13 protein-coding genes are annotated in these 15532 nt (G+C 70.1%); 4 read left to right on the top strand and 9 right to left on the bottom strand.

Annotation, left to right across the window (positions count from 1 at the left end; all coding sequences use genetic code 11):
* Window positions 1-874: ALF repeat-containing protein (locus AB0A74_RS01925; protein ID WP_358247011.1), on the bottom strand; the 874-nt coding region annotated here is incomplete at its 3' end.
* A gap of 560 nt (window positions 875-1434) precedes the next feature.
* Window positions 1435-1800, bottom strand: a complete 366-nt coding sequence (locus AB0A74_RS01920; RefSeq protein ID WP_358247010.1) for a hypothetical protein — start codon at window positions 1798-1800, stop codon at window positions 1435-1437.
* 437 nt (window positions 1801-2237) lie between these two features.
* Between AB0A74_RS01920 and AB0A74_RS01915 the strand changes: the two genes are divergently transcribed.
* A complete protein-coding gene (locus AB0A74_RS01915) occupies window positions 2238-3080 on the top strand; it encodes a hypothetical protein (RefSeq protein ID WP_358247009.1) in 843 nt (280 codons plus the stop codon).
* A gap of 128 nt (window positions 3081-3208) precedes the next feature.
* Complete coding sequence (locus AB0A74_RS01910) at window positions 3209-4705, top strand: hypothetical protein (RefSeq protein ID WP_358247008.1); 1497 nt, start codon at window positions 3209-3211, stop codon at window positions 4703-4705.
* A gap of 42 nt (window positions 4706-4747) precedes the next feature.
* Here the strand turns inward: AB0A74_RS01910 and AB0A74_RS01905 are convergent, their stop codons facing one another.
* The 7 genes from AB0A74_RS01905 to AB0A74_RS01875 form a co-directional block, all read right to left on the bottom strand.
* Complete coding sequence (locus AB0A74_RS01905; protein WP_358247007.1) at window positions 4748-7267, bottom strand: CHAT domain-containing protein; 2520 nt, start codon at window positions 7265-7267, stop codon at window positions 4748-4750.
* Window positions 7268-7275: 8 nt separating this feature from the next.
* Window positions 7276-7743 (bottom strand): hypothetical protein, encoded by a 468-nt coding sequence (locus AB0A74_RS01900; protein ID WP_358247006.1) that lies wholly within the window; start codon window positions 7741-7743, stop codon window positions 7276-7278.
* A complete protein-coding gene (locus AB0A74_RS01895; RefSeq protein WP_358247005.1) occupies window positions 7730-8326 on the bottom strand; it encodes a sigma-70 family RNA polymerase sigma factor in 597 nt (198 codons plus the stop codon). The genes AB0A74_RS01900 and AB0A74_RS01895 overlap by 14 nt, the downstream gene beginning before the upstream one ends.
* Window positions 8323-10050, bottom strand: coding sequence for a S8/S53 family peptidase (locus AB0A74_RS01890; protein ID WP_358247004.1), 1728 nt, complete (start codon window positions 10048-10050; stop codon window positions 8323-8325). Before AB0A74_RS01890 ends, AB0A74_RS01895 begins: the two co-directional genes overlap by 4 nt.
* A 651-nt stretch (window positions 10051-10701) precedes the next feature.
* Window positions 10702-10926, bottom strand: coding sequence for a hypothetical protein (locus AB0A74_RS01885; protein WP_358247003.1), 225 nt, complete (start codon window positions 10924-10926; stop codon window positions 10702-10704).
* 146 nt (window positions 10927-11072) lie between these two features.
* Window positions 11073-12026, bottom strand: a complete 954-nt coding sequence (locus AB0A74_RS01880) for a phosphotransferase (RefSeq protein WP_358247002.1) — start codon at window positions 12024-12026, stop codon at window positions 11073-11075.
* A gap of 91 nt (window positions 12027-12117) precedes the next feature.
* Window positions 12118-13587: a helix-turn-helix transcriptional regulator gene (locus AB0A74_RS01875; protein ID WP_358247001.1), complete on the bottom strand. Its 1470-nt coding sequence runs from the start codon at window positions 13585-13587 to the stop codon at window positions 12118-12120.
* A gap of 343 nt (window positions 13588-13930) precedes the next feature.
* On the opposite strand from AB0A74_RS01875, the gene AB0A74_RS01870 reads away from it, so the two are divergent.
* Both AB0A74_RS01870 and AB0A74_RS01865 read left to right on the top strand, forming a co-directional pair.
* Complete coding sequence (locus AB0A74_RS01870; RefSeq protein WP_358247000.1) at window positions 13931-14413, top strand: ricin-type beta-trefoil lectin domain protein; 483 nt, start codon at window positions 13931-13933, stop codon at window positions 14411-14413.
* Window positions 14414-14920: 507 nt separating this feature from the next.
* The gene (locus AB0A74_RS01865; protein ID WP_358246999.1) at window positions 14921-15460 is read left to right on the top strand and encodes a pyridoxamine 5'-phosphate oxidase family protein; all 540 of its coding nucleotides are present in this window, start codon (window positions 14921-14923) and stop codon (window positions 15458-15460) included.
* The last annotated feature ends 72 nt before the right edge of the window (window positions 15461-15532 follow it).

Below are 15532 nucleotides of genomic sequence, written 5' to 3'. Positions count from 1 at the left end.
GAGCGGCGTCGGCTGCCCGACCCGCCGCGTCGGCGGCTTCCCCGGCCGCCTGGGCGGCTTCGGCCGCGTTGCCCTTCGCCGCCCTGGTGGCCTCGGCCGCCCGCTGCGCCGCCTCCCGTGCCAACGCCGCCTCGGCGACCGCCCGGTCACCGGCTTCCTTGGCCGCCTTGGTCTCCTGCGCGGCGACCTCGCCCGCGACCTTCGCCGCACCGGCCAATTCCGCGATGCCCGCGGTCTCTTGGTCCCGGGCCTGCGCGACCGGCCACTCCTGGTCCAGGAACACCTGGAACGCCTCGATCGTGCCCGCGTCCAACGCCTCCTGCGCCGTCGCGCGCACCCTCGGGCCGCCCACCGACATCACTTGGTTGACCCGCACCCGCAAGTCCTGCGTCTGCGGCACCCGCCACCCCGTGGCCAGGAACTCCTGCAGCGCCTGCTCGGTGCCGGCATCCAGCGCCGCCTGACCCGCCCCACGCAGCTGCGTTCCACCCACGGACATCAACTGGTTGACCCGCACCCGCAGATCCAGCCGCCGCGGCGTCACCCAACCGGTGTCCAGAAAGGCCTGCACCGCCTCCGACGTGCCCGCGTCCAACGTCTTGCGCGCGGCCTCCCGCACCGCCGGGCCACCGGTGTTCGCCAACCCCGCGACCCGCCCGCGGTCGTCCGCCTCCGCCGCCGACTGCCACCCGCCGTCCAGGAACGCCCGCACCCCGGCGTCATCACCGATCAACGCCTTGCCGGCCGCCTCGCGCAACACCGGCCCCGCCGACCGCCACACCCGGTGCAACAACTCACGACCCGACAACCGCTCGTCGGACCCGCCACCCGAATCGGCCACCGCCACTGGCGGCACCACCACAAGACCCACCACGAGGGCCACCACCGCGACCAGCGCGGTCCACCCTCCGAACCGACCCAACCACCACAAACGCCGGCCAGCCACCACAAGCCCCACCACGCCAACTACATCCCTCAACGTCAGCCGCCCCGGACAGGTCCCGTCAATGTCTATTCAGGACACTCGACTCCCCCTGCGACGGACATCCGCCAACAGACAGGGAAAACTCGCGCCCAAGGGTGACGACCGCCTCATCAGGACAAGTCTCGGTGGGGCTGCTCGAACATCACGGCCAGGCAGAGTGCCGCGTGCGGCCACGCGAGGTGCGGTTCCTGTCGAACAGGCCACGATTGGTCCGGCGCGAGGTCGATCGACCGGAAGGGTCGATCGTTCGCAAGTGATGGTCCTCGCTGGTCGTGACGGGATCGTCCCACCGGTGCCACGAGGCGCATGCAGCCGGTCGGACGACCGATGTGGCGCGAGTGCTCAGGCGCAGGTCTGCCGTGGTGGCCGGCTCCGCTGGTCGGACCGTCCTGCCGCGCGCACCCTCGGCACCGACGTCTCGCCCTTCAGGTAGGTCACGCGTGTGTCGGCTACCTGGTGATGTGCAGGTTCATGGTCGCGTTGTCACCGATTTGCACACCGGTGCTGTCACGGATGTCCACCGCGTACTTGGCGGTCGCCCCCAGCTCGGTACCGACGGCCTCCAACACCTGGCGGGCCGCGGCGACCAGTTCCGGGTCGGCGTCGGCCCGCGCCGCGAGCAGTGCCTCCCGCAGCTCCGCAGCCCGTTCGACGGGGTGCTCGGCCAACTCCTCGACCTCCGGGCCGCGCCCGGCCAGAACGAGGCCGACCCTGGCCTTGAACGAGGCGTAGGCATCCTTGATCACCTGCGACGCAGTGTCACTCACGCCGGCACCGGCTCCTGCCGCCAGCGCCGCCAGCACGATGTCAACCACGTCCGCACCTCTTCCGCCGAGCCCGACCGATCGAGTATCGGGGACATCGTCCAGTTCGTACCGCATACGCACCCATGTCGCCCGAACGGGCGATATAGCCCGGAGACGCGCGGCACCCTCTCCGTATCCGACTCGTCGGCGCAGTTCCATCATCATGCGATGGAGAGGAATCAGCCTTCCGGGTGAAACCTGATCAAAGCTCCGACGCGTAGCGTGGCATGGCGACACCGACAGACCGAGGATCCCCGAACAACGGGAAGGAACTTCGGACAAGAGCCCAGTTCAGCAGGGTTGAAGGAGTCACAATGCAAAGATTTGTTCCGCATTTTCAAGCCCGACAAACGACGAGATCAACCTTAGGCCCGGCACCCTCCAGTCGACCGAAGGTCGCACTTGTCCCGACGGCGAAAACCGTGCAGGGACACGGTGCAGCGAGCGTGCCCTCGAAGCCGCTCAAGGCCGAGGTCCCGGGCTCGCACGTGAACAAGCCGGGCCAACCCCATGTTCCGGTTGGGCCACGGCCGAGGTTGCAGCTTGCACAGACGGGGCAGCAGACCTCGAAGATTCTCGACAGCCTCCAACTGGAGCACAGGGAAGCCATCGTATCCTTTGAGCGGTCGACGGCAATACTGATCGGCGACAGCAACAAACTCGTCGTCGTGAGCCGCCACCATGCCCGTGATCCTCAGGTCTCCCTGACCTCGATCGAGAAGGTGATCAACAATAGTTACATGTTGAGGTGGGCAGGAAGGATGCTCATCGAGGACCCCCAGAGCTATCTGGCCAACTTCCTCTTCGTGAGCTTCCTACCACGGTGCTACGACTCGATAGCGCAGGAACTCTCGACCGCTTCCGCGTCGATCGACCCCAGGTCCAGGTGTCACGTGCGGAGTTCGACCGGCGTCGCGATCGGCGACCACATCAACGCCAAGGCCCACTTCGACTACCACTTGCGACAATTCGAACCGCATGCCGCCTTGTTGCTGCACGACGCCGCCTTCCGCCGTCAGTTCTTCCGGCTCCGCCCATCATCCGGCGACGTGGAAGAGCTTGAGCGGACAACGAACCGCGTACTGCGCCGCTACCAAGCGGAGCCACTGCCGGGCACCCCGAGCGACCACCCGGGACCCGGTATCGAGGTCCGTTCGACCGGAATACACATCCGGGGAGCAGACGGAGGAATGCTCGGCAAGGACTCGACGCTCCAAGAGGTTCACTGGATCGTCCTCGGCCCGGTCAAGCTCGACCTGGGGACTTCCCCGGGTGCCGTGGGGGGATGAACGGCTCGGCGAACGCGCGCTACCTGGCCAGTGGTTCTCGGCTCGAAACCAACTTCCCGGCTCGCAGGTGGATCCAGCGGATCGTCGCGGACCACTGGGTAGCACCTGCGACTGTGAGGAGTTCAGCCGTGACGACCGAACCGACCGTGTCGGGATACCGCGGCAACGTGTTCGTGCCGCTGCCGGACCACCCGTGGTTCCCGTGGTACTGCACGAGACCGACCGTGCGCATCCTGTTCTACACCGACCACTCCGGGGTCAGTCTGGACCCGGGCTCCGACTTCGGCGTCACGCAGTTGAGAGACCTGCTGCTGACGCGCAACACCTTCTTCGTCGACTTCCAGATCGACCTGATCGACCGGCACGCCGGCTGCCACGGCGCGCACCCGCTCACCCCGGGCCTGCTCGCGAAGTACGACCAGGTGTGGTTCTTCGGCGTCGAGCAGTGCAACCAGGAGTCCGCGCCGCACAACGAACTCACCGACGACGAGGTCGCCGCGCTCACCGACTGGATGGGTCCCGACGGGCAGGGTGGCGTCCTGATCACCGGCGACCACGCCAACCGTCGGCCCGACGACGCGCTCGACAAGAGCCTCGACCTGCTGGTCAACCTGGGGCGCGCGCTCGGGCACAAGGTGCCGCGGGCAGGCAAGCTGCGCCGTTGGGAAGGGCTGCCCAGCGCCATCCCGGAGCCGGACGCCGAGCACACGCACAACACGCAGGTGCCCGACGGGCTCGGCACCCCGCTGGACGACCTGACCCTCCAGGACGACGCCCACCCGCAGGCGTTGTCGCTGACCAGGTACCGGATCGGCCTGCCCTTCCCGTGGTGGCCCCGCAAGTCCAGGCCGCACCCGCTGTTCTGCGGGCGGTCCGGTCCGATCGAGGTCTTCCCGGACCACATGCACGAAGGCGCGCTCGCCTTCCCCGCCTCCTACCCGGAGTCGGAGTGGCCGTCCGGTCCGACCGGGCAGCCGCGTCCCGAGGTGGTGGCGCGCGGCACCGACAAGCGGTTCGCGCGGACCTACGACATCGTGAGCGCGTACGACGGGGAGCTCGCCTCGGTCGGCAGGATCGTCGCGGACACGACGTGGCACCACTACTTCAACGTGAACCTGCGGGGGTTCCCGCCGGGACCGGTGCGCGACGCGATCGGTGACTTCTACGTCAACCTCGCCGTGTGGCTGTCGCCGCCGGCGCGGCGGCAGGCGATGCGCCGGTGGTTCTGGTGGTCGCTCGCCGCCCACCCCGGCCTGCGCATGGTCAAGGGCGGCCCGATCGCGCTGCTCGGCCAGACCGCGATCGACGTGCTGGGCAGGCGTGCGAGCCAGTGCACCACCACCGACTTGGTGTGGCCGTTCCCGGTGCCGGTCGAGTTCCCGGCGAAGGTGCCGTGGCCGCCGGAGCAGTTGGTGCTCGGCGCGGTGATCCGGCAGTACCACGACGTGCTCGACCGGGCGCTCGCGGGCGAGCCGGAGCTGCCCGACGGCGACCGGCTGGTGCGCACGGCGATCCGGGACGCGGTCGACGAACACGTTCGCGGGCTGCGCGGCCTGGCCGACGCCGCCGCCGAACTGCCGGGCATGATCGACGTGCTCGACCCGCGGGGCCCGTCCGCGTCGTGACGACCGGCGCCCGCGCGGTCGAGAACGGGCGCGCGGGCGCCGTCACCCGGAGCCGAAGCACACCAGGGGCATGCGGGGCTGGTCCCGGGTCGCCTCCGCCAACGCCCTCGGTGGCGGCAGCCCTTGGTTGTGCAGTGCGTGGTAGCGGGTCATCACCTCGGCGGCCACCGGGTCGTCGGGGACCCGGGCGACACCGGCGACCACGTTGCGGGTTCCGCTGTAGAGCAGCGCGGCGGTGAACCCGAGCAACTCGTCACCCACCCGGACGACCGTGCGACCCACGTCGCAGGCCGACAGCACGACGTGCCTTGGCGCGGTGGGCACGCCGTGGAGGTCATAGGCCATCAACGGGCCATCGGCGAGGTCCAGGCGGGAGAACAGGACGTTCTCGTGCTCGTGGTGGCCATGCGCGGCCACGTGCACCGTGTTCCGGCCGCACCACGCCGCCAACGTCGCCGACACCGACGCGGCGCTCCCGGTGAGCACGGTGCTGCGCGGGAAGAGCCGGGCGACCTGCTCGGCCTCCGCCGCCGCGTGGGACAGGTCCGGTCCCGCCACGATCAACGGCCCGGCGTCGTCGGGCAGCGGTTCGACGCGCCGGCCGCGCAGCCACACCGACGCCGACGGCGCCACGGTGACCGGACGTCCGCGCAGACCCGGCAGCAAGCCCCACGGCACCGTGGCCAGCGGGCCGGTGGGCACCACGACCAGGTCGCGGTCGCCGAGGTCGAACGGCGCGACCAGCGCCTCGGCCAACACGGCCACCTGGTGCTCGATCGACGCGGTGACCGCTCCGGCGAGCGCCGTGGGCAACCGCCTGCCGCACAACGCGTCCAGGTCGCTGCGCAGCCGCAGCACCGCCTCGGTGACCGCGGCCAGCTCACCGGCCGGCACCACGGCGGCCTTGCCACCGGTCAGCACGACGCCGTGCAACCGCCCGCGTTGGACCAGGAAGCTGACCATGGTCGCGTCGGCGCGGGACAGCTCGCCGGCCACGTCGCGGAACCGGACGAGCTCGTCGTCCTCACCGCCGCCCTCGATCGTCCACCCGCGCCGACGCATGTCGCGTTCCAGTTCGGCGCAGCGCCGCTCGGCGGCGTGGTCGCGCCTGCCGGCCAGCTCCGCCGCCCGTGCCTTCAACGCCGAGCTGCGCAGCTCCGCCAGCACGTCCGCGGTGTCGGCGTCGTCGGGCGGCCGGACCGGGCGCATCCGGAAGGCCTGCGCCTTGCAGCGCTCCAACCACGCGAAGACCACCGGCGCCGTGGCCGAGCGCAGGGACATCGCCAACCCAAGGTCCGCGAGGTCGGCTCCGAGCGCCGCCGCGCCGGTCTGCAGATCGATGCTGCCGAACCGGCCCCGGTGCCTGCGCAGCAACAGCAACCCCCGGCGCACCGAGGCACAGGCCCGGTCGACCCGGCCCTCGGCCGCGCGCAACTCGGCGACGGCGAGACACCGGGACAGGCGGTTCTCCACCGTGGGCCGCACCGTCCTGCGCACCGCCAGCCGGGCCCCGGCCGCCGTCGTCTGCCCCAGTGCCGTGTGGACGCGTGCCGCGAGCAGGTCGGCGACCTCGGCGTCGTGCGGCAGGCCGAGGCCGGCCAGTCGGTCGGCCAACCGCACGGCGTCCGCGGCGAGGACCGGTGTGCGGCGGCCGCGGACGAACTCCGCGCGCAGCCTCGTGAGCACGGCCACCGACGCCCAGGTCTCGTTGCCGCGACTGAGGAAGCGCTGTTCCGCCCGACGCGCCCACACCTTCGCCACGTCGGCCTGTCCCTGGGCGATGGCGGCCTGCGCCCGGGTCAGTTCGGCCTCCGCGCGCTCGTGGGTGGGCCGCCTGGGCAGCAGCGCCAGCGCCAGGTCGAGTTCGGCGGCGGCCTCGGCGACCAGGCCACCGCCCATCAGCGCGCGGGCCTTGTCCACACCCAGCACGGGCAGCAGGTCCGGCGCGTGCTCGGCCAGGCGGGGTCGGGCGGCGTCGAACGCGCGCAACGCCGCCGGGACGTCACCGATGAGCGCCTCGTAGAAGCCGCGGTTGACCTCGGCCTTCGCCAGCAGGACCGGTTGGTCCTCGGTCCGCAAAACCCGCTCGCACTCGCGCACGTCGGCCTTCGCGGCCCGCACGCGACCGGTCAGCTCGTGCAGCATCGCGCGGTTGACCAGGCAGCGCGCGATGCTGACCGGACGAGTCACCGGGTCGAGCCGGACGATCGCGTCGTTCAGCACGTCCAGCGCCTCGTCGAGCCGTCCGACGAGCAGGAGCAGGAGTCCCCGCTGCTGGAGGACGATGCCGAGGTCCGCCGCCGCCGCCTCGGCCTGCGCGCGGTCCACGAGGTCGAATCCGGCCCGCGTGTTGCCGAGCATCACCTCCGCCGCGGCGAGGCTGGTCAGGACGCGGGCGCGCAGGGCCGCGAGCGCCTCCTCGCGTGCGACGACGACGTCGTCCAGCAAGCGCAGCGCCCGACGCAACAAGCGGCTCGCCTCTCGTGGCCGGTTCCGGCTCGCCGCGGCCATCCCGCGTTCGTGCAGCCCGACCGCCCGCTCGCGCAGCGCACTGCCCACCATGCCCGCTCCTACACCACGATGACGGGGGTCGTGACCGTTCGGTCGGCGTGCACGACCAGTTGCACCATCCCGCGCGGCACCCGGTCGAACGCGAACCTGCCGCGCTCGTCGGCGGTGACCTCCAACGGTCCCCCTCTCCTGCGCAGCTCGACCCGGTGGGGCGCGGCGGGGGTGAGCCACCCGTCCACCCGCGCGGTTCCGTCGTCGCTCAAAGCGATGTCGACCATCACCGTGATGCCCGCGCCGTCGAACGTGACCAGTCGCGTCCGTTCGTCCCCACGCGCGGCGGGGAGGTCCTGGTGAACCGCGGCCTGGAGGACCTCGCTGTCGGCTTTCGCGAGCTCCAGCGCGAACTCGACCACCTCGGTCAGCTCCGGCGGCATCGGGTCCGCGATCTCCCACAGCGCTTGGACGTCGCGCAGCACCGCCAGATCTTCGGCATCCCCTTGCCGCCCGTGCACGTCATCGGTGCTCATCGAGCGCACCACCCGTCTCGGTGTCCGCGGTCAGCAGGGAGCGGAGCTTCTTCAGACATCGACCGCGCAACGGTCCGACGCTGCCCCGTGCCACGCCGAGGACGGAGGCGACCTGAACCGTGCTCGGCCGGTGCACGAAGGCGACGATCCGCAGCAGTTGCTGACAGCGCGGGGGCAACCGCTTGAGCGTGGTCCACAGTTCGAGGTCGGCCTCCGCGGCCACCAGGCGTTCCTCCGGCGTCGGATCGGCATGAGGCGTCTCGGCCAACGCGTCGGTGTCCACGGGGGCGGATCGGCGCTGCGACCGGAGCAGGCGCCAGGCCTCCCGTCGCGTCACCGTCACCAGCCAGCCGATCAACGCGTCGGGCGTGCGTATGCCGGGCAGCGCTCCCAGCAGTGCGATCCAGGCGTGCTGGACCACGTCGAAGCACGAGTCGCGGTCGAGCCCCTGGGCGCGTGCCACGTGCCACAGCATCGGCGACACCTGTCGCACCAGGGCGTTGAGCGCGTCGCGATCGCCGGACCGCGCCGCTTCCAGCAGCACCGCGGCCCGGCGGCCCTCCCCCGTCGCCTCGGCGGTCACGGTTCCGCGACCAGCTTCGCGACGACGCGTTCGGCCAGATCGCGCGTCAGCCCCGCGTCGATGGAGTTGACGGCCCCGTCTTTCTCGGCCAGCAGGTCCTTCACCAGCTTCGCCGCCACGACCGGCGTCGCGAACGACGTCCCGCTCCACACGGCGAACCCGCTGCCGAAGTCGTCGTAGTCCACGCTTTGCCTGCCGTGGGTGATCATGGTCGGCGCCACGGCGCCCTTGTCGGTCGGCGGGAAGGTGCTCACCAGGCAGGTCCCGGGCGCCCGCACGCTCACCGAGTCGCCCCCGTTGCCGTACCACGAGACGGTGCCGTTGGGGTTGAGCGCGCCGACACCGACGACGTCGGGACCGGCCCACTGCGTCGAGGGGACCCGGAGCGCCGCGGGCAGGAACGGCCGCGTGGTCGCGTCGTTGCCCGCCGCCGCCAGCACGATCACCCCGCTCTCGACCAACTGCTTGACCGCGTCGAGGAACAGGGCCCGCCGCGTGGTCAGCCACGTCTCGTCGTAGTAGCCCAGCGACAGCGACACCACGTCGACCAGGAACTTCCTGCGGGCAGCGATCTCCTCCGCGCTCCCGTCCTCCTTCCGGGCCTCGACGTTGCGGGCGTGCAGGAGGTTCAACGCCAGCAGCACATCGCTTTCGTAGCCGACGTTGTCCGCCCGGAGCACCCGGACCGACAGCACGTCGACGTCGGGCGCCGCCTGGTGGATCAGGCCGGCGATGAAGGTGCCGTGCCCCCACGCGGCGTTGACCAGCGATCCGATCGGGTCGGTGTAGCAGGGCCCGTCCTCGCCGCTGAGCAGCACGTTCGTCAGCGGGAACCCTTGCACTTTCGCGATGTGCTTGTTGATGTCCTGCACCGTGGGCACGTAGACGTTCAGGAACCCGTCGCCGGGCGGTGTGGCCGTGAAGGCGGGTGACGTGGTGAACCAGGGGTGCGCGCACACGCCGGTGTCGAGCACCGCCACCACCGGGCGGCGGCCGGCCCACTTGGCGTCGCGCACCGGTTGCCACGGCACTTGGGCGACCGGGTGGCGTCCCTCCGGGAAGTACCCACCGCCGGGGAACCCGCCCAACAGCGCGTTGCCCTTGGTGGCCGGGTCGTACATCGGGACACCGCCGAACTGCGCGCCCTGCACGAGGTGATCCAGCGAGATCCGCTCCACCGCCTCGCGCTGCTCGTGCGGGAGTTTCTCGAACTTCCCCTTCCGCAGCGCGGCCCGGATGTGCCGCAGGGCCCTCCACGCGTCGACGGGGGTGGCCGTGTCGCGTCGAAGTCGTTCGTCGTCGTCGGCCCGCTGCACGCCCACGGCGCGGGGAACGGACCGGATGTGCTCGCACAGCGCCGCGCCGGACACTATCTCGCGCTCGACCGGGCCGGCCTCGTACCCGTCGCCGGGCAGCCAGGCGGTCAACGGCGCCACCGCGTCCTCAAGCGACACCTCCGGTGGCACCAGCATCATCCCGACCTCCTGCAACACCACGTTGATCGGGTCGAGCAGATCGGCGATGAAGTCGTTCGGGACCAGGAGCGCCGCCGTGCGGTAGACGGTGGTGCGGACACCGCCGAGATCGCCGTCGCGCAACGTGTCCGCCTGCCGCAACACGGTGGCACCGTGCCGGTCGAGCAGCCACTGCGGCCAGCCGGGCGGTTCGACGTACGCTTCCTCGTCGTGCACCGGCTCGTCGGCTCCACGCGGTTTGATGTCCATCGAGGCCTCCCCATCGAGGTTGGTCGGGTTGCACGTCGGAGAGCGCCGCGGCAGCCGGTGGATTCACCCGGTGAGTCACGAGACGATTACGGTCTTTTACTGTCCATCGGCCGCTGCGCTGATTCGTTAGTGCCGAACCGACGACACGATCGAGTGAAACCCCATTGCTGACCGCTTGATTGCGGAAGGCAGCCGGTCACTTGCCCGAAGTTGTTTCAGCTCTTGGTCGCGGGTTTCGCTCAGCCGGGCTGCGGACCTGCTGGTCCAGGTACTTCGGCGAATAAAGAACCAGTGGTGCGCATTACCCTCGCGTGACGCATGCGGTCACCCCGGATCTGGCAGGTGGTCCTTCTGCGCCCAGCGCGTCGAGCTGCCCCCGCACCCGGCGCGCGTCGGCGTCGCGGCCCTGCGCCCGGGCTCCCGCCAGACCGCCCCCGCCTCGTCGTGACGGCCCAGGGCGGCCAGCGGGTGGCCGAGCTGGTGGTGGACGTAGCCCAGGCTGTCCGGGATGGTCGCCTCGCTGGCGGTGTCCCCGTGTCGCCGGTGCAGGGCCAGCGCCGCCCGGCACCGGTCGCGGGCCTCGCGTGCCAGCCCAGGCGGACGGTCAACCAGCCGACGGTGTTCAACAGCCGCGGCGTTGCTGGAACGTCGTCAACGCCCACGTGAGCCGCCAACCGCGCGCGGCCGGTCCGCGGCGGCGTGCAGGGCTTCCCGCAGGCAGCGGTGCTCGGCGTCGAACCAGGCCAACGGGTCGGCCGGCCGCCCCGGCGCTGCGCCCGGCACGGGCGGGTCGAGGTCGATCGGGTCGCGGTGCGGGTTGAGAAGGCGGTCGGCGGTGTGGGGCGGTGTGCAGGCGACATCCGGCGGGCTGAACATCGTGCGCTGCTCGTCCGGCAGGGCGCGGTAGGGCCAGGACAGGACGGCGGGCAGGCTCGCCGCCGGGTCGTCGCTGACCAGCGCGCCCAGTCCCAGCTCGAACCGTTGTGCCTCACCACGGTCCTTGCCGAACGCCGTACGCCGGATCAGAGAAGCTGCCAGCGCTTGTCGGGAGCGTCGTCGAGTCCGTTGATGCGGCGGTGGACTTCTGCGGCCTGGGCGGTGTTCGGCGGAGACTTCCGTGCGTTCGTGGTGACCATGCGCAGTTCGCGCAGCTCGCGAAGGTCCGAGTAGCCCGGCCAATCGCGGATGTCTCGACCGTAGGCACGGCAGAAGGCGTCGTAGTCGGCTTCCGGGTGACCGAAACGGCGGTGGTGGATCTCGATGGTGACCAGGTCCCATTCGACGGGGCCGAGAGTTATGTCGTCCAGGTCGCACAACACGGCCCTACTGGCGGCTTGCTGACCGGGCCGCTGGAGTGGGTGCCGCCACAGGGTGTTGCGGTGTTGGGGGTCGGTGTGGACGAGGCGGGCATCCGATGTCGAGCACAAGGTTGTCCACGCAGGCATCAGACGTTCGAGGCGTTCGAGCAGCAGGCTTCGTTGTTTGTCGGTGAGGATGCGGCTTGCGGTGAGGGATCGCGTGATCGCGGCGTGCGGGTCGAGCGGTGGACGTGGGATCGAGGGGAGTTGCGCCTCGTGCAGGGCGCGCAGTGGTGCGGCGATCGCCTGTGTGGTCATCGGCTGTGGTTGGGGCAGGTAGTGCCACAGCGTGACCACATGGTCGTTGATGAACAGCGGTTGGTGTGGTGTGTCGAGCAAGGTGATGGTGGGGATGTTGTGGCCGGTGAGCCATTCGGTGAGTTCGACCAGGGCTTGGGCGTTGCGCAAGTCCTGCTGCGGGTCGCGTCCGGGACGCCCGATCTTGACCACGACTTCTTGGGCCGGGCCGCCGACCAGGTAGACGGCGTTGCTGTGGTGGCGCAGCACTCGGGTTCGGCTGCTGTCCAGGCCGGCGATGCGACATGCCTGTTCCAACAGCGGTCGGGTGGTGGTGACGGTGAAGTCGTGCGTAGCCGCCTCGTACGGACCTGATGTCACCGTTCCAGTGTCCTGACAGCCGAATTGGCCGATGTCTGTGGGGTCATGTCGGTCGCGGTCGTGCTTTGAGAATGCTCACGCTGCGGCACGGTCATACCGACGTGAGTTCACGGAGCTGCTGCACTGCCTGCTTCACGTTTCCGTGGTGGCCGGGAAGGGCTTCGGCGGCGGTGACGACGTCGCGGGCGCGGGTGAGTACGACGGCTGTGCGGTGAGCAGGTTCGAGGCCGCTGAGCGTGGCCACGGCGAGGTCGGCGCCACCGGCCGGATCACCTGCGGTGGTCTGGACGTACGCGCGGTCCAGGCTGATCAGCGCTGGATCGATCACCAGGCGGGGGTCGGCCGCGTAGGTCTTCAGGGCTTGATCCTGTGCTTCCTGCGCGTGAGCGACGTCGCCGAGGTTGGACAGCGCGCCGGAGGTGTAGAGCGCGAGCCGGCCGTGGTTGAAGCGGTAGGCGACATAGGGATCATCGTCTGCGCGAAGCTCGGCAAGCCGGTCGGTCAGACGGCGGGCGTCCGCCAGTGCCTGGTGGACACCGCCGACGTCGCCGAGCTTGCCCAGTGCACGGGCTTCGGCGGCAGCGGCGAGCGCGGCGGCATCGCACAGTGCGCCGGCGGCAAGCTTCCGGGCGCGACGCGCCAGGTTGATCGCCTGTTCCGGGGTCTCGTAGTAGTAGGCGAGCATGGTCTGCTGGGCCAGCACCAGCGCGGCTTGTAGTGGGTCGTCGCCGTCACGGGCGGACAACAGGGCCGTGCGGTACCAGCGTCGCGCGTCGACGACCAACCCTTGCTTCATGTGTGCGTCGGCTGCCAGCAACGTCAGCATGGTGATCGCCGTGGACAAGGTTCGGTGGACCGCGACCGGATGACGGCGCGCGGCCACCGCGTGGACGTCCGCGAGATCGGGAATGAGAAATGCCAGGGCTTCGGTCGGACTTGCGCGGGTGTACTGCGTCAAGTGGTCGAGAACCCGCTGCTCGACCATCTCCAGCCGAGCGGGCGACACTGCGCCCGACAGCAACGAGTCAAGGCGCGCCCGCACCCGCTCGGCATCGTCGCTGCCTGCCGCAGCACCGCTGGTCACCTTCGGCACAAGGACGCTTTCCGGTGACGCTCGCACGGCAGTTGGCGATGGTCCGCTCGCTGTGTGAACGGCCGGCATACCGAACCAGAGAAGGTGGTGCGGGATACCGAGAATGTGCGCCCACCGGGTGAGCTTGGTGAGGTCGTTGACGGGTTCGCCGTTCTCGATCCTGCTCAGTCGGGTCGGCGAGAGGTTGATCCAGGCCGCTGCGGTCTCCTGGCGGATGGGCCGGTCGTGGTGGGGGTGTTTGCGGTAGGCGCGGATGACAGCGCCGATGTCGCGGGCGGCCAGGGCAGCGCGCAGGTCGGGGTGGTTCCAGAACTCGGTGGGTACCTCGGGCGGCGTGGTGGGGTGGTGGCGTGCGGCACGGGCGCAGGCGCTACAGCGGTCGCTGCGGTTGTCACGGGCCAGGCGGGTGCCGCACGAGCAGAAGCGCACCGAGTGAGTGCCGCCCATGACGACCGCCTCCTCCCCCACCGGCCCTTTCCACAGGCCCGCTGCTACAGCGTGACCAGCACACAGCGTAACGACGCTGTCACACCCCTTGGTTCCGGCCTGGTGCGCGCCGAGTCATCGCGGCAGTGCCTCTTGCTCAACACAGCCAGTCCGTCCACGCCAGACCCCCATGATGAAGCCACACCATCTACCGCCCTGAAGCCCCCGATGGGATGCCGCCACCTCCCGCGTCCGTGACCGTCGCAGCCTCCGCTCCGACCGGACAGTGTTGTTTGACGCCACCTTGGTTGTCCCGGCAGCGCGGCGGGCCTGATCTGCGCTTTTACTCGGAGGTGCAAGTGAAATCGCCACCGAGAGGAAAGCAATGATCTTCGGAAGAGTCGCCGCCGTCGTCGCCGTGGCCGCCTCGGCGCTGCTCATCGCACCGGTTTCCAACGCCGCACCACCCGATGCGCCGCAGGACGTGTGGACCATCGAGAGCGTCGCCCGGCCGAACGACGTGTGGGACCAGACCAACTGGGCGTGGGACCCCGAGTTCCCGATCATCCCCCACCCGCGCCACGACGAGGACAACCAGAAGTGGTACATCTCCGATGACGGCACCATCAGGAGCGTGAAGTACGACTGGTGCGTGACCTCGGTCGACGGCAAGTTGGCGGGCCGGCCGTGCAACGGCGCTCCCGACCAGCGGTGGAAGGGCACGTCCTACGACAACTACCACTCCTGGCTGTTCGAGTTGCGCGACACCGGCCAGTGCATCACGCACAACGGCGTCTACAAGGAACTGATCCTCACACCGTGCGAGCCCGCTCGGGTCGACCAGCACTGGATCATCCACAAGGCGTAGGCGGCACCGTGTCGGCCGGGCACGTCCCGGCCGACACGCCGACTGGTCAACGAGGCCACGTTCATCGCGGTGGCGCGCTCGGGTGATTCGGCTCGGTTCGGCGTGCTCACGGAACGTTACCGGCGTAAGCTGCACTCCCAGACGTTGCTGCGGGCGTGACACAAGCGGCTGACCGGCGCGGTCGACCAGGCCATGGCACCTGTGCTCGCCGAGCGCCGGACGTGCCGGTCACCCACAGGACGTACTTGTCGACCACCGGTTCTGCCACCCACCGGCCGATCGCGATCCGACCCGTGGCCGAGGAGGTCACGGCCCGCCCGCTCGCCGGCATCGGTGACGACCTTCGGTCCGCCGGCGGTCGTGCGCGTGATCACCTACATGGCCTCCTTCGCCGAACCCGCAACTACCGGAGTTCGCGATGCAGGTGCCAGCCGGTTCGGCGAGGTGTCGTGGGACCGCATCCGCTACTGGACCGACACTGTCGGTGGGAGCTGATTGACTAGCCGAGTGTTCGAAACCCCCGACGAGCTCCACAGCCTCCAAGTCCTGCTCGACACGTCGCTGGCCGGCTCCAGCAGCCACCTCAAATCGATCATCCGGCCAGGTGAGAGCACCTTGAACGCCGAGCAGGTCGTCCGGGTCTGCCAAGGCATGTGCACCCTGGCCATCGCCACGGTCACCCGGCGCGGTGAGCCGCGCATCAGCGGCGCCGACGGGCACTTCCTGCACGGCCGGTGGATCGTCGGCACCCACCGCCAAGCCGCCAAAGCCCGTCACCTCGCGGCACGGCCCGGCATCAGCGCGACCTTCATGCGCGGCGAGCAGCTCGGCATCTTCACGCACGGACACGCCGTTCCGCTCAACCCCGAGGGGACCAGCAGCGACCCGACCTGGCCGGCGATCCGCGACCACCTCGTCAACCACTACGACGGCGACAGCGACGACCCGTTCTGGGACGAGAGCATCTATTACCGCATCGAACCCGGCTGGATGGTCGCCTACGGCAACGACCCCGTCGGGCTGCTCGACCAACAACCGCCAGTCTGACGAGCGCCCGCGCGGATCCACCTCAGCCCGTCACTCCAGGGCCAGTCGAGGTGACATCTTCAGCTGGGATCG

This window comes from Saccharothrix sp. NPDC042600 (assembly GCF_040647305.1).
Taxonomy (GTDB): domain Bacteria; phylum Actinomycetota; class Actinomycetes; order Mycobacteriales; family Pseudonocardiaceae; genus Actinosynnema; species Actinosynnema mutabilis.
This window is presented reverse-complemented; position numbering and strand designations above follow the sequence as displayed.

Coding starts and splice junctions, on each gene's coding strand:
- AB0A74_RS01900 (WP_358247006.1), bottom strand. CDS start 7,743: ATGAGCACCGATGACGTGCACGGGCGGCAAGGGGATGCCGAAGATCTG.
- AB0A74_RS01870 (WP_358247000.1), top strand. CDS start 13,931: ATGATCTTCGGAAGAGTCGCCGCCGTCGTCGCCGTGGCCGCCTCGGCG.
- AB0A74_RS01885 (WP_358247003.1), bottom strand. CDS start 10,926: ATGTTCAGCCCGCCGGATGTCGCCTGCACACCGCCCCACACCGCCGAC.
- AB0A74_RS01905 (WP_358247007.1), bottom strand. CDS start 7,267: ATGGTGGGCAGTGCGCTGCGCGAGCGGGCGGTCGGGCTGCACGAACGC.
- AB0A74_RS01890 (WP_358247004.1), bottom strand. CDS start 10,050: ATGGACATCAAACCGCGTGGAGCCGACGAGCCGGTGCACGACGAGGAA.